We start from the raw sequence: 14,615 nt of genomic DNA, 5'->3' as shown, positions 1-14,615 counted from the left end.
GTCCACGTGCCCATGCGCTGGGGTGACATGGACGCTTATGGACACATCAACAACGTGCAGATCGTGCGCATGTTGGAGGAAGCACGTATCGCAGCCTTCGGGCCGCCCGCGGGCGCCGGTTTACCCGGCATAGAGCCACCTGCCGCGTTGTTCAACGACGTTGGCGAGGGGGTCATGACCCTGGTTGTCGAACACAAGGTGCGGTACGTGCGCACCCTTGATTACCGCAACATCCCAGCCGTCGTGGAGATTTGGGTGGGCGCCATCAAAGGTGCCAGCTTCGACCTCCACTACGTCATCAAGGATCCTGTGACCTTGGAGGACTGCGTCAAGGCCAGCACCCACCTCGCTTTCGTTGCCGAGGACACGGGACGGGTCTTGCGGCTTACCCCGGAGCAAAAAGAAAAGCTGGTTGCCTACCAGGCGTGAGCCAGGCTTCCGGATGTGCGGCCCGGAGGGTTTCATCCTCCGGGCCGCACGTGTGTACAGAGTCCGGCGCACGTAGAGTTTGACCATGGACCTCGAGATCGCCGTAACGAGCGCTGCGGGCGCCGGAACCTCTGCTGCAGAGGGCGCCAACAGGATCGAACTCTGCGGTGCTTTGGAGCTCGGCGGCATCACACCCAGCCAAGGCCTCCTTGAAGCGAGCATGGAGCACGTTGACGGCCGCTTGGGCATTCATGCCCTGGTCCGGTGCCGCCCCGGGGACTTCCACTATTCGGCCTCGGATGTGGACACCATGGTTCACGAGGTACGCCATGTGCTGGCGCTGGGAGCCGACGGGGTAGTGGTGGGAGCTCTGACCCGTGCCGGCGACGTGGATGTGCCGGTCATTCGGCGGCTCGTGGACAGTGCCAGGCAGACCCGTCCGGATGCGCACGTGACGTTCCATCGTGCCATCGATCAGTCTCAGGACCCCCTGCGGGCGCTCGAACAACTTCTGGAGCTCGGTTTCACTCGCGTCCTCACTTCCGGCCACGAAGCAACAGCAGGAGCAGGCCTGGCCACGCTGTCCCGGCTGGTTGAGCGCTCAGCCGGGAAGATCGAGATCATGGCCGGGGGAGGACTGAAGCTCTCTGACATCCCGGACATGCACGCCGCCGGGCTCGCCGCTGTTCATCTGTCCGCCAAGAGGACTGTGTCCACACTTGCCGATCAGGCGGTTTCCCTTGGCACCCAGGACGGCGAAGACCCCACGGCGTACACGGTGACTGACCGTGAGACCGTTCGCGCAGCGAGGGCTGCGGTGAATGCCGTCAACCTGGAGTCGAGGATCTAGGAACCCCCCAATCCCACTCATCGCGCATCGCAATACCCTTTACAGTCTCCGCAAAATACCCGGATGATGTAAGGATTCACCAACATGATGAATCCGCCCCAAAGCTACCCTCAGGAGCCCCAGCGATGCCGCTGCCCGAGCCGCTCACACCGGCCACTATCCGTTCTGCCGACTCCGGAACAACCACCCAAAACACACGATCCGGCCGCGCCGGACAGGAGCCAGAAAGCGTGCAGGCCCAGGAAACAAAAGCCGCCACAGGACACCCCGACGTCGAGTGTGGAATCGGAACATGGGACAAACTCCTTTACGGCAACCATCGCTTCGTTGTGGAGGTGCCGGACGATGGCCTGGGCAAGAACAGGCGTATGACCATTCCGTGGCGTCGGCAAGACCAGGACCCCGCCGGCGTCGAAGTCATCGTCGTCTCTGACGCATCCGGCGGGAGAACCGCGAACGTCATCGTCGAGGAGGCCACACAGGAGTCCGGCGCCCTGATTTTCGAGGCCATCGACGGGCCCGGAAACTACTTCGTCTACTACTTGCCCTACGCGATGGTGGGCAAGGCCCACTATCCGCAGGCGCAGTACCTCCCACGTCGGTCGGCTGCGGAACCGGCGTGGGCTGCCGCCGTCGTGGACTCGCCGTGGGCGAGTAAGCAAGGACAGCTGCCCGGAGCGCGGGTTCTCCGCTATGAAGCGGCCAGCGAGCGTGACTCGTTCGCGCCGATGAACTTCACTGCCACGTCAGTGGAACTGGACCGACTTCATGCCGATCACCCCGGCGAGACATTCCTCCTGTTTCCCGAGGACCGGCTCAATCCAACCTCCTTGCGGGGGACGTTGCCGGCGCATTGGGCCATCAACGGTCCTGCGGGCGGGTTCCGCGGAACAGCAGAGCCTGGTGAGGACTATGTGGTCCAAGTCGGTGTGTACGCCCTGCAGGACCTCAGCGACATCACGGTTGAGGTAACCAACGGCCATTGCATCAACACCGAAGGAACGGATCGCTTGGGCAAGCCCTTGCGGAAGACCTTGAGCATCAGCGCGGGCACGGTGCAGGCTCTCTACGTGGTGCTTCCGGTTCCGGCCCAAGCAGCGGGGACCAAGGTCACGGCGGATATCACGGTCCGAACGGGCGGCGGCGCAATCCAACGAGTGAACGTGGTGCTGGATGTCAAAGAGCCATCTGAGGCAAGCAACGATCCACGTTTGCTGCGGCGGCTCGCGTGGCTCGACTCGACCATCGCCCAGGACGCTGAACTTGTGGCGCCATTCACCGCCATCACTCTCGATGAGGGAAGCAAGACGCTCGGGATCCTCAGCCGGACAGTGACGTTGGCCGACTCAGGCCTGCCGGAGCAGGTGACGTCCACCTTCGCCGCGGCTGTGACCGCAACGGACGGTCCCGCCGTCGGGCTTTTCAAGCAGCCCATGGGTTTCCAGATGGAAAACACCGACTGGACCTACGGCCCCATCACGTACACGGTGGAAGGCCCGGCGAGGGTGGCGTGGCGGTGCCAGTGGACCGGCCACGCCAAGGGAAACGCGGTGGTGACGCTGGACTTGACCGGCGTGCTCGACGCCGATGGGGCAGTTTCGTACTCGCTTCGGCTCACGCCGTGGGAGACGGTGGACGTGCCCGACGTCGGGCTGCACCTTGGGTTCGATGAGGCTGCGGTTCCGCTCGCCATGGGTCTGGGTGTCCCCGGAGGCCGGCGACCCACGGAGCTGGACTGGTCGTGGGACGTGGCGTCGAAGAACCAGGATGCGCTGTGGTTGGGCGGCGTCAACGCGGGCGTTCAATTGGCGCTGCGGGATTCGAACTACGAACGCCCGCTGAACACGAATTTCTACCGAGAGAAGCCGTTGCTGGAACCTCGCTCTTGGGGAACCGGGGGAGTGATGCTTCGAACAGCAGACGAGGCCGTCACATTGAAAGCCTCCAGCGGTCCCCGCACCCTGTACCCCGGGCAACCCCTGGACTTCGACTTCCGCCTGCTCCTGACTCCGTTCAAGCCGATCGAACCCGGCAAGCACCTGTCCAAGCGGTACTTCCATGAGCCGGCGGACCCTGAGCTGATAAAGGCCGCGGGCGCCACGGTGGTGAACATCCACCATGCCACAGCACCGGCTCCCTACATCAACGATCCTCTGCTGCATGAGGACAGACTGCGCAGCTACATAGCCGCGTGCCACAAGCACGGGCTCAAGGCCAAGATCTACAACACCGTCCGTGAACTCACGTTCCACAGCCCCGAACTGTTGCCAATGCTCCAACTGGACCACGAGGTCTTCAGCGACGGCCCGGGCAAGGGCCACATCTGGCTGCAGGAACATGCGGGAAGCGGCTACGTCTCGGCATGGTTCGCGCCGAATGTGGAGGACATCGCCGTGGTCACCACGGGAGGCTCGCGGCTGGAGAACTTCTATGTGCGCAGCCTCGCTGAGCTCGCCGAAGGCGAAGACGGAATCGACGGTATCTACCTGGACGACATCGCCTACGACCGCCACGCCATGCTGCGGGTCCGGAAAGTGCTGGAAAGGGCCTGCAGTCAACGCGGCGTGGAAGGTCCGGAGATCGACCTTCATTCGGCAAACCAGTTCACGGCCCACGACGGGTACGCATCGTCGGCCAACTTGTACATGGAGCAGTTGCCCTATGTGGACCGGCTCTGGCTGGGGGAGTACTTCGACTACGAACGCAGCGACCCGGACTACTGGCTGGTGGAGCTCTCCGGCATACCGTTCGGCCTCATGGGCGAGATGCTGGAGGGCGGCGGCAACCCCTGGCGCGGCATGGTCTTTGGCATGACCGGCAGGGCTCCGCGGGTGGATAACCGCCCCCTCTGGGAATTTTGGGCACGAACCGGCCTGGAACACCTGGACATGATCGGCCACTGGGATCCCCGGGCTCCAGTGAGAACCAGCCGCCCGGACATCCTCGCAACCACGTGGGCCAAGGGGGACAAGGCAGTGGTGGCGCTCGCCTCCTGGGCCGGGGAGACTGTGGACGTGCAGTTGATGTTCGACGCCGGTCTCGCCCACCTTGCGTCTGCCGGTTTGGAAGCCCCGGCCATCCATGGCTTCCAAACCGCCGCGCATTTCAAACCCGGCCAAACTCTGACCATCGAGCCGAACCGCGGGCTCCTCCTCACGATTGGATACTGACGTGGCAACACCATCCAACCTCACAGTGACCACCCTGACGCTGAGCATGGCCGATGTGGGCCCGCTGAACCCCTTGCCCGTGGTGGCCTCCGAACTGGACCAGCCCTACACCGTGGGCGAGGGTGTCCCCGAGGAACTCCAGGCGTCCGCCCGGTACGGACTGGTGCCCAACGTGTACCCGTATCTCATGCAGGACGGGTACAGCCGGGCGGCGGCACCTAAGGAGCTGCCCGCCGTCGTGCTTGAAAACAGCAAGCTGCGCGCCACGGTGCTGCCGTCGCTGGGCGGCCGGATCTGGGAGCTGTTCGACAAGACGACCGGCAAGCAGCTGCTGCATACTCACGGGGCGCCGCAGCTTGCCAATATTGCCCTGCGCAAGGCATGGTTCGCCGGCGGCCTGGAGTGGAACATTGGCACGCGTGGCCACTCGCCAACCAGCTGCGATCCGCTCCACACAGCGATCGTCCATACGCCGGACGGCAAGCACATCCTGCGCATGTGGGAGTTCGAACGGCTCCGTGAAGTGGTGTTCCAGGTGGACATCTGGCTGCCGGAGGATTCGGCAGTATTGTTCGCCGCGGTCCGGATCCGGAACCCCAATGACCAGGATATCCCCATGTACTGGTGGAGCAACGCCGCCATTCCGGAGACGGCAAGGACCCGCGTGATCGCGCCCGCCGACGAGGCGTTCGGCAGCGACTACGCCACGGACATCACCCGGGTGCGGCCCACCGCCCATGAAGGCTACGACGGCACGTGGCTGGTGAACAGCCCGCACGCGGCGGACTTCTTCTTCGATATCGATCCGGCCGAGCGTCGTTGGGTGGTGGCAGCGGATGACGACGGCGACGGGCTGGCGATGCTCTCCACCGGCCTGTTGCGCGGGAAGAAGCTCTTTGTGTGGGGCCAAGGCCAGGGCGGCAAGCGGTGGCAGGAGTGGCTGAGCCCGGGTGCCGGCCCCTATGCCGAGATCCAGGCCGGGCTGGCACAGACGCAGTTCGAGCACCTGATGATGCCGGCCGGTGCGGTCTGGTCCTGGGTTGAGGCCTACGGCAATGGTCACCTCGACCCGGGCATTTCGCACGGCCAGGACTGGGACGCAGCCGTGGAGCACGCTGGCCGGCGGCTCGAAGAACTGCAGCCGCACGACCAACTGGAAGCCCTTCTCCCCGCAGCAATCAGCAATGCCGATGTCCCGCCGTCGAAAATGCTCTTGACGGGCAGAGGGTGGGGCGTTGTGGAACGGGCCCGGCGGCGCCGTGCCGGCAAGGGGTGGATAGACGAGAGCGGCACGCCGTTCGTCAGTGAAAGCGTCACTGCGGAACAGGAGCCCTGGCTTGGGCTGCTGAAGGGGCAACCGTTCGACGGCGCACCCTCCTTTGTTGCCGGGGCGGACTGGGAGGAACTGCTTGGCGCTCAGGAAAGCCCGGAAGCAGGCTTCCAGCTGGCCACCATGCGCCACGCCAGGCAGGACCTCGAGGGGGCCAAGGAAGGGTACCGGCTGGTCCTGGCCGCCGACGGTGTGCGTCCGCAGACCCGGGCCCTGGCCCATCGCGGTCTCGGCTTGGTGCTGCTGGCGGAGGGGGCGGACCAGGAAGGCCTGGCTGAACTCGGGACGGCTGTCCGGAACGACCCATCCAGCACATCGCTGGTGGTCGAGGCGGCCACCTTGGCCGTCCGTCACGGCGACCCGGCCATGACGCTGGAACTGGCAGAATCGGCACCCACGCAGGGCGCCGCCGTCGGGCGTTTGACGTTCCTTAAGTCGCTCGCTCTGGCGCGTACCGGCGATCAGGCAGCCGCCGCAGCAATCCTTCGACAAGGCGTGGAAATTCCCGACCTCCGCGAAGGTGAGGACGCGATCTCGGCCCTGTGGCAGGAAGTCTGTCCCGGTGAACCCGTCCCCAGGGAATACCAATTCGGCATGCACCAGGGTGTGGATATCCAGATGCTTGGTTAAACCAAACAAGGTAAGTTGGCATGGTGACCCCCTCCGTGAAAACAGCCCTTGACCGTGCTCCCGGAATCTCCAAGGAGATCGAGGACGCTGCCTGGTATGTGCTCGATCCGGCACTCCACGGCAAGCCATCGGCGCTGGACGGCAGGACACTCACCTGGACGGCAGATGCCGCCGGCGAACTCCTGGAACGGCTGGAGCGGGGAGTTGCCGACTCCAAGGCGCCCATGATGACCAACCTGCGGCAGAACCTTGATGGCGCATCCCGGGAAGCCAAGCTGCTCGCCGTTGAACTCCTGTATCTGCAGTCGCTGCCCTTGGCCCACGAGGTCAAGTCCCTGCGGGTCAAACGCGCCCGGGTCGCCGAGGCAGCGTCATGGGTGGAACCGGCCATCGAACTGCCGGAGGAACTCTACGGCGGCATGACGGACCACGGGGTGATCCGGGACCGCACCGCCGAATTCAACTGGACTATCTGGGACCACCTGAAATGGCTCTGCCGGTTCGTCGCCCACCTGGACAGCCAGAGCACCGAGGCCATCAACCAGGCGCTCGCGGATCCCCACAAGTTCCACGAACTGGCTGCCGGCACACCGGACGACCAGCCCGCCCTCCGGCGCAGCATCGAGTACCTGGTCTGGCCCAGCTATTTCGAACCCGTGGTGGCCGACGTCGAACGCCGCGAAATCCGTGACGCCTTCGCCTCTCTCGTGGGTGGCGCCAAGGGCGACACGGAAGAAGACATCACCGCGGACATCCACCGGATCAGGCTGCATCTGGATGAGCAGGCAGGCCAGCGGATCGATTGGTACTCACGCCAGTTGGTCAGCCAGTGGCGAAAGGTGGGAGACCCGGGCCGCCGCTCCTGGTTGCTGCGTACCCATCATGACAACGCCGACCTCCTGGCCTCCTGGGTGGCGGAGGAGAAGGCGACGCTGGACGTCGAACACCTGCGCCCACTCACCGCCGGCGTCACCGCCGGAGTGGTCCAGCACGCCGTGGACGAGGACTACAAGCACCTGGGCTACGTTGAGCGCGAGGACACCAAAACCGCGGTGTTTGCCTTCCTCACCGTCATGAAACCCGGTGACCTCACCCTGTACCAGCACGCGGGCCGCGTCCGCGTGGGCGTGGTTCTGGGCGAACCGGACGAGGACAGCCGCAGGATCCGCCGCAAGGTCCGCTGGTTCGACGACAGCTACGCCATCACCGAACTGCCGCGCCACGCGCAACGCCAGCTTTCCACGCCGGGCATCATCGTGGACGTCACCAGGGTCATCCAGGCACTCCAGGAACTGCTCCCTGGAGAAGCCGAAACCGACGGCGAGGACGAAGCCCCGCCCACGGTCGCCGTCGAGGTCGTCCAGCAGGGTTTCCGCCCGCTGACGGAAGAGTTCGCAGCATCCCTGCACATGGAGCTGGAGCCGTTGAAGGAGATCGCGGAGCTGCTGGAGGACAACCGCCAACTGGTCCTCTACGGCCCTCCCGGCACGGGCAAAACCTACCTTGCCAAGAACCTCGCCGCCGAGCTCGCCGGCGACAGCACGGATGAACGCGTCAAGCTGGTGCAGTTCCACCCGTCGTACGCCTACGAGGACTTCTTTGAGGGCTACCGTCCGGACAAGACCGACGACGGCCAGGTTTCCTTCAAACTTGTGGCCGGACCTTTGCGCAGGTTGGCGGAGGAAGCCGCCAAGCCTGAGAACGCCCACAAACCGTACTTCCTCATCATCGACGAGATGAACCGCGCCAACCTGGCCAAGGTCTTCGGTGAGCTGTACTTCCTGCTGGAATACCGGGACGACCGGATCTACCTGCAATACAGCCCCAACGAGCCCTTCAGCCTGCCGGACAATCTCTACATCATCGGCACCATGAACACGGCCGACCGGTCCATCGCCATGATGGACGCGGCCATCCGGCGTCGGTTTGCCTTCATCGAGCTGCACCCTAAGGAAGAACCCGTGCGCGGTTCACTGCGCCGGTTCCTGGAGGCGCGGGGACTGGACACCCTCAATGCCGACCTGCTGGATGCGCTGAACGACGCCATGGACGACTGGGACCGCGACCTCATGATCGGGCCGTCCTACTTCATGAAGACCGCCGCCCAGACCCCCACGGGCCTCCGCAGGATCTGGAAGTACGAGCTCATGCCGTTGCTCGAAGAGCACTATCACGGCCAGTTGAACCGTGCCCAGTTGGAGGAACGGTTCGGCCTCGACCAGTTGTTGGGACGTCTTGCTGCCCGGTAAGGCCATCCCGCCCAGGCCCACCAGGGCGCCATCCAGCGCGAAATCCGGCCCGGGGCGGACCACTGGCCTGCGGCACGTGGTGATGGACGAGCTCTCTCGCGGGGTAGTGGACAAGCTTGATCCGGAGTCGGCTGCGTTCATCAACTCCAGCGGGCTGGCCAAGGCATCGCCGCTGGGAATGGGACTCTACAGAATTGAACCGGTGGGCAAGGTGGGGTCGGTCCGCACCGGGACGGTCCAGTTGGAAGTCCGGCCCAAGGACCGTTTGGGCCTGAGCCGGCTGCTGTTCCTCCTGAGCTACGCCGGAGACCAAGGATTCGGCGACCACTCCGTGGAAGCCGTGGAGCACCCCGATCTGTGGAGCGCGTTGGCGGAGTCCCTGGCCCAATTGGCTGAGCGGGCACTGAACCGTGGGGTACTTCAGGGTTACCTGACAGTGGATGAGTCGCTCCGGACGGTCAAGGGGCGCATCCGCATTTCCGACCAGATCTCCCGCCGGCCGGGGATGCTGGTCCCGCTGGAAGTGTCCTATGACGAGTTCACCGAGGACATTGCGGAAAACCGCATTCTGCGTGCCGCGCTGGAACGCATGGGCAAGGTGCCCGGCGTCCGTCCCGACGTCCTCAGCCGCTTGCGGCAGCTCAAGGGAAAGCTCGACGCCGTTACCCGCCTGGCGTCCGGCGCTCCGCTCCCGCCGTGGCAGGCCACGCGCATGAACCTCCGTTACCACGCCGCCCTCAGGCTGGCCGAGGTGATCCTCCGCAACGGCTCCGCAGAAGCAGGGGTGGGTACGCAGCAGACGGCCTCGTTCGTGGTGGACATGGCCCAGGTCTTCGAGGAATTCGTGGGCAGGGCTCTGCGCCATGCCATGGGCGCGTACCCGGGAGAGATGCGGCTGCAGTACGGGGCCCTGCTGAATGAGGCCGTGCGGGACACCGACCGATTGACGGTTCGGCCGGATGCCGTTCATTTCCTGGGCGGCCGCCCGGTGGTGGTGTACGACTCAAAATACACCGCAGCCGGAGACATCGGCGCTTCGCTGAACGCCGACCACTACCAGCTGCTGGCCTACTGCACAGCCCTGCGCGTCCCCACGGCCTGGCTCGTCTATGCCGGTGCCGGGGAAGTGAAGCTCCGGAGGATCCTCAATACCGATATCGACATCGTGGAGTATCCGCTGGACCTCTCATTGCCGCCCGGCCGGATTCTGGCCGCAGTGGCCGACCTCGCGGAACAGTCCTGGGGAGAGGTGCTTCGCCAAGCTGTGGCGGGACGAACGGCGTCGGACTAGCCTGAAAAGGTAACCCACCGCCAAGGAGGCATCATGGCCCGCAGGAAATCGTGGCGCGATATGAGCAAAGGCCAAAGGGTCATGCTCATGGGCAGCGGAGCGCTGAACATGGCGTTGCTGGGCGCCGCGCAAAGGAGCATCGCCAAGACACCGGACTCGCAGATCAGGGGTAACAAGGTGCTGTGGCGCCTGGCATCCTTCATCAACTTCTTTGGTCCGCTGAGCTACTTCCTGTTCGGCCGCCGTCGGGAAGCTGCCGGCAAGGCGACCATCAAACGCTGATCAGGCCGGGACCTTCACCGTAAACGTGGTGCCCTGCCCGGGCTCGCTTTCCAAGGTGATGGTGCCGCCGTGCGCCTCCACGATTGCCTTGCTGATGGGAAGGCCCAGGCCCACTCCCGGTATGGCGCTGTTGCGCACCGCTCCGGCACGGAAGAACTTGGTGAAGGCTTCTGCCTGCTCGTCCTCCGACATGCCCATGCCGGTGTCCGAGACGCGGCAGTAGATGTGGTCCTCGTCCTCCCAGGCCGCCACCACCACGTCGCCGCCGTCGGGGGAGTACTTGATGGCGTTGGAGACCAGGTTGTCCAGGACCTGCGACAACCGCGAGGAGTCCACCCGCGCGAGCAGGGCCGGGGGAGCATCCACGGACAGGCGGATTCCGGCCTTGGCAGCCCGTGGCTCCGCAGAGTTCACACTGCCGCGCACTAGTTCGGCCACGTCCACGGTGTGCGGCTGCACCACGATCTGGCCGGACCGGACGGACAGAAGATCGGATACCAACGTGAGCAGGCGCTCGGCATTCCTGCGCACAATGTCCAGCTGCTTGCGGTATTTCGGATCGAGTCCGGTGGGGTCGTCCAGGATAAGTTCCACGTAACCCAGGATGGAGGTCAGCGGAGTTCGGAATTCGTGGGAGACACTGGCCACGAAATCGTCCTTGGCGGCCAGTGCATTGACCAGGTCCGTGACATCGCTGAACACCACCACGGAGCCGGCAAACTTACCTTCATCATCCAGCATGGGCCGGGCACTGGTGGTGAAGGCCCGTTGCTCCGGTCCCGTTCCGAGCCACACCAACTGGTCCGTGAAACGTTCGCCCAGCACAGCACGCCGTACGGGTCGGATGTCCGGCGGAAGCGGGGTGGTCCTGTCCGTGTCGAAGACCAGGAGTTGGGATTCGTTGGGGTCGTCGTTGTCCTCGGGACTGGCCAGGGTGTGGGTCTGCCGTTGGCGGCGGTTCATGAGGATGTCATGGCCGTCTCCGTCCACGGCGACGACGCCCAGCGGGAGCGCTTCCATGACGGTATTCAGCAGCCGCTCCTGCTTGGTGCTGGCCTCGAGGGCCTCCTTCAAGGCCTCGTCTTTCTGTTCGAGGGCACGCTGCTGCCGCACCATGCTCAGGGTCAGCACACTGACGGAGACGCCGATGCCCAGCATGAGGATGGGGAACAGCAAGGGCTTGGTCAGGTCCTGTTCCGTGAGCCTGCCATTGATGAACAAGGGAACCCACACAATGCCCAGTGGTCCCACGAAGGACAGGGCCATGGCAGTGCGGGGAAAGAGCCCTGAGGCGCACAACCAGATGACGGGCAGGACCACCAGCACGCTGAGGCCGGTCAGGGCTTCCTGCCCGCCTTCCCGTCCGAAACCGATGGAGATCATGTCCAGGATGGGGATGGCCAGGAAGCTGGGGAACGGCAGCCGGTGCCACGGCACCGCGATGCACAGTGCCAGCAGGAAAGCCTGGCTCAACAGGAACACCAGGAAGAGCGGATTCTCCAGCGTGGCCGGGAAAAACAACCAAACCAGGATGGCGGAGATGCAGACACAAACAGACAGCGGAAGCTGGCTCAGGACCACGCGCATGCGCAAGGTGTGCTCGTGGAAGGAGCGTTGGAAGAAGAACAGCTTCTTCTTCTCTCCAAGGTCCCAGGTGGCGGGAGGGGTCATGGCACAACCACCAGGGACGGGGGACCGAGTCGGTTCATGAGATCAGCCTAACCATAATGGTTATACTTCGAAGGGTTATCAAAGGGGCTGAGGGGTAGCAATGAGTGAAGTACGTGTGGGGCTGGTCATCGAAGATGACCAGGATATTCGCGAATTGGTACGCGTGGTCCTCTCCCAGGCCGGGTTCGACGTCCATGTCGCTTCCACCGGATCCGCCGGCGTCCTCTCCGCCCGTGAACTGAACCCTGACGTCATCACCCTGGACCTCGGACTCCCCGACATTGACGGTTTCGAAGTCGCCCGGCAGATCCGGAAGTCATCGGACGCCTACATCATCATGCTGACCGCGCGTGCGGAGGAGCTGGATACGCTCATGGGCCTCGAGGCCGGTGGCGACGATTACCTCACCAAGCCTTTCCGTCCCCGCGAGCTGCGTGCCCGGGTGGAGGCCATGATGCGCAGGCCGCGCGCGTCGTCGTCGGAATCCCGCCCCGCCGGGGCAGACACGGACCCGGAACTTGTCCATAACGGACTGGCGGTGTCCGCAGGGTCCCGCACGGCGGTCCTCAACGGAACCGAAGTGAAGCTGACCCGCACGGAGTTCGACCTCCTGGTGGCGCTGTTGGAGACCGGTCGCATTGTCCGCACCAAGGCCGACCTGGCGCGCCGCCTCCGCAACGAGCCCTACGACGTCGGAAGTTACGTCAGCGACGCCGACGAACGCGCCGTTGAAGTCCACATGGGCAACCTGCGCAAGAAGCTCGGCGACAGCATCCAGAACCCGCGCTGGCTGGAAACCGTCCGCGGCGTCGGGTACCGCCTGGCCCCGGCGATCCAGAACAACTAACCTCACCCAACTAGGTCGCATTTGTGCGCGTTTTGAGCCGTCAAAACGCGCACAAATGCGACCTCGTTGGGATAAGTGAGCGGGACGGCGGAGGGGTTACGCCTCTATCACTGGGTGGTCCGTCTCCGGCAGCGAACGCCCGGGGCCGTTGTCGAAAAATTCCGCGTTGGCCCGGACATAATCTGCCCATTCGTCCGGGACATCCTCGGAAAAGTAGATGGCTTCCACGGGGCACACGGGATCGCACGCCCCGCAGTCAACGCATTCGGAAGGGTGGATGTAGAGGGAACGCGCGCCCTCGTAGATGCAATCGACAGGGCATTCGTTGATGCACGCTTTGTCTTTCACATCCACGCAGGGCTGCGCGATCACGTAACTCATGGCGGGCCTACACGCCCGTGTAGACGGTCTTGCCCCACGTGAAGAAGTCCACGGCGGACCGTCCTTGTTCGCGGAACGTGTTGGTGGAGGAGTCCTTGACCCCGCCGAACGGGACGTTGAGGTCCAGGCCCGCGGTGGGCCGGTTGACCTTGACCACGCCAGCCTGCACCCGGGCGGAAAAGTCCGTGGCGAGGGCGAGGGAATCGGTGCAGATGCCGGCGGTCAGTCCGTAACGGGAATTGTTGACGGCGGCCAGGCCTGCCTCGTAGTCGGAAACTTCGAGCACGGCCACAACCGGTCCAAATATTTCCTCGGTCACCGCTGCGTCGTCAAAGGGCAAGTCGGTGAGGACCACCGCCGGGAAGAACAGCGCGCCGGAGGGATCGCCGTCGTAGCTTCCGTGCAGCAGCGTGGCACCGCGTTCGACGGCGGTACGCACCGCCGCTTGGTCCTGCTCGAATTGCTGCCTGCTCACCACGGCGCCCATCCGGGTACCTTCCGTGAGGCCGTCGCCGGTGCTGTACGCGGCGGCTTCGGCCACCAGCGCTTCCAGGAACGCTGCATGGATTCCGGGGGTCACGTACACCCGCGAGGTTGCGGTGCAGGCTTGGCCAGTCAGCCCAAAAGCTCCGGCGGCAACCACCTGCGCGGCCTTGCCGGGATCGGCGTCGTCCAGGACCAGGACGCCGTTCTTTCCGCCCATTTCCAGCTGCACCCGGGCGCGCCGGGAGTTGAGGATCTCTTGCAGCCCCAGGCCCACGTTGGTGGAACCGGTGAAGGAGAGCCCGGCGATGCGGGGATCGCGGGCCAAGGCGTCACCAACAACCCGGCCCTTGCCATGGACCACGTTGAACACACCGGAGGGGAGGCCGGCGTCCTGCAACGCCCGGGCAAGGTGGGTTGCGGAGAGCGGGGTGAGCTCGGCCGGTTTGATGACCACGGTGTTGCCGCTGATCAAGGCGGGTGCCGTTTTCCACGCGGGGATGGCGATAGGGAAGTTCCACGGGGTAATCAGGCCAACAACGCCCAGTGCCTCGCGGCGGGTAGTGATGGTGGTGTCCGGCAGCCCACTGGGCAGGACTTCGCCGGTGGCGGCCCAACCGAGGGAGCCGAAGAAGCGCAGGACGTCCGAGGCCCGCTTCACTTCGCCCTTGGCCTCTGCCAAAGTCTTGCCTTCTTCACGGACCAGGTCCTCGGCGATTGCCCCCTGCCGTTCGATCAACAGGTTCCCGGCAGTAATCAGGATGGCGCCGCGGGACGGGGCAGGGAGTGCAGCCCACCCGGGCTGGGCAGCGGCGGCGGCGGTAATGGCGGCGTCCACATCCGCGGCGGTGCCGCTGGGAGACAGGGCTGCGAGCTCATCGGGGCGTGCGGGGTTCATCCGTTTCGTGTCAGCCGAACCAAGCCATTGGCCGTTAATGAGGTGTTGGGCGGTAAGGGTGTCCTCAGCGGTGAGGGCGGTATCCAGTGCGGTGGAAGTCATGG

11 protein-coding genes are annotated in these 14,615 nt (G+C 64.7%); 8 read left to right on the top strand and 3 right to left on the bottom strand.

Annotated features, from left to right (window positions below; genetic code table 11):
* Positions 1–12 precede the first annotated feature (12 nt).
* From ACSVIE_RS11255 to ACSVIE_RS11225, 7 genes are all read left to right on the top strand, one after another.
* Positions 13–429: an acyl-CoA thioesterase gene (locus ACSVIE_RS11255; RefSeq protein WP_426007493.1), complete on the top strand. Its 417-nt coding sequence runs from the start codon at positions 13–15 to the stop codon at positions 427–429.
* Between the two features lie 85 nt (positions 430–514).
* Positions 515–1,279 (top strand): copper homeostasis protein CutC, encoded by a 765-nt coding sequence (locus tag ACSVIE_RS11250; RefSeq protein ID WP_442423872.1) that lies wholly within the window; start codon positions 515–517, stop codon positions 1,277–1,279.
* Positions 1,280–1,509: 230 nt separating this feature from the next.
* Positions 1,510–4,449: a glycoside hydrolase domain-containing protein gene (locus ACSVIE_RS11245; protein ID WP_442423871.1), complete on the top strand. Its 2,940-nt coding sequence runs from the start codon at positions 1,510–1,512 to the stop codon at positions 4,447–4,449.
* 1 nt (position 4,450) lies between these two features.
* Entirely contained in the window at positions 4,451–6,409 is a 1,959-nt protein-coding gene (locus tag ACSVIE_RS11240) for a DUF5107 domain-containing protein (RefSeq protein WP_442423870.1), read from the top strand.
* Between the two features lie 20 nt (positions 6,410–6,429).
* Positions 6,430–8,658: an McrB family protein gene (locus ACSVIE_RS11235; protein WP_442423869.1), complete on the top strand. Its 2,229-nt coding sequence runs from the start codon at positions 6,430–6,432 to the stop codon at positions 8,656–8,658.
* Positions 8,659–8,740: 82 nt separating this feature from the next.
* Entirely contained in the window at positions 8,741–9,949 is a 1,209-nt protein-coding gene (locus tag ACSVIE_RS11230; protein ID WP_426006256.1) for a 5-methylcytosine restriction system specificity protein McrC, read from the top strand.
* 33 nt (positions 9,950–9,982) lie between these two features.
* On the top strand, positions 9,983–10,231 hold the full coding sequence (locus ACSVIE_RS11225; RefSeq protein ID WP_426006257.1) for a PLD nuclease N-terminal domain-containing protein: 249 nt from the start codon (positions 9,983–9,985) through the stop codon (positions 10,229–10,231).
* Here ACSVIE_RS11225 and ACSVIE_RS11220 read toward each other — a convergent pair whose 3' ends face one another.
* Positions 10,232–11,902 (bottom strand): sensor histidine kinase, encoded by a 1,671-nt coding sequence (locus tag ACSVIE_RS11220; RefSeq protein ID WP_426006258.1) that lies wholly within the window; start codon positions 11,900–11,902, stop codon positions 10,232–10,234. It abuts the gene before it with no gap.
* A gap of 100 nt (positions 11,903–12,002) precedes the next feature.
* On the opposite strand from ACSVIE_RS11220, the gene ACSVIE_RS11215 reads away from it, so the two are divergent.
* Positions 12,003–12,749, top strand: a complete 747-nt coding sequence (locus ACSVIE_RS11215; protein ID WP_426006259.1) for a response regulator transcription factor — start codon at positions 12,003–12,005, stop codon at positions 12,747–12,749.
* A gap of 96 nt (positions 12,750–12,845) precedes the next feature.
* Here ACSVIE_RS11215 and fdxA read toward each other — a convergent pair whose 3' ends face one another.
* The gene (gene fdxA, locus ACSVIE_RS11210; RefSeq protein WP_442423868.1) at positions 12,846–13,130 is read right to left on the bottom strand and encodes a ferredoxin; all 285 of its coding nucleotides are present in this window, start codon (positions 13,128–13,130) and stop codon (positions 12,846–12,848) included.
* Between the two features lie 7 nt (positions 13,131–13,137).
* On the bottom strand, positions 13,138–14,613 hold the full coding sequence (locus ACSVIE_RS11205) for an aldehyde dehydrogenase family protein (protein ID WP_442423867.1): 1,476 nt from the start codon (positions 14,611–14,613) through the stop codon (positions 13,138–13,140).
* Positions 14,614–14,615: the final 2 nt, after the last annotated feature.

The sequence above is a fragment of the Paenarthrobacter sp. NCHU4564 genome, from assembly GCF_052156435.1.
In the GTDB taxonomy this organism is placed as follows: domain Bacteria; phylum Actinomycetota; class Actinomycetes; order Actinomycetales; family Micrococcaceae; genus Arthrobacter.
The sequence above is the reverse complement of the archived record's forward strand: the minus strand, read 5'-3'. Positions and strand labels throughout refer to the sequence as shown.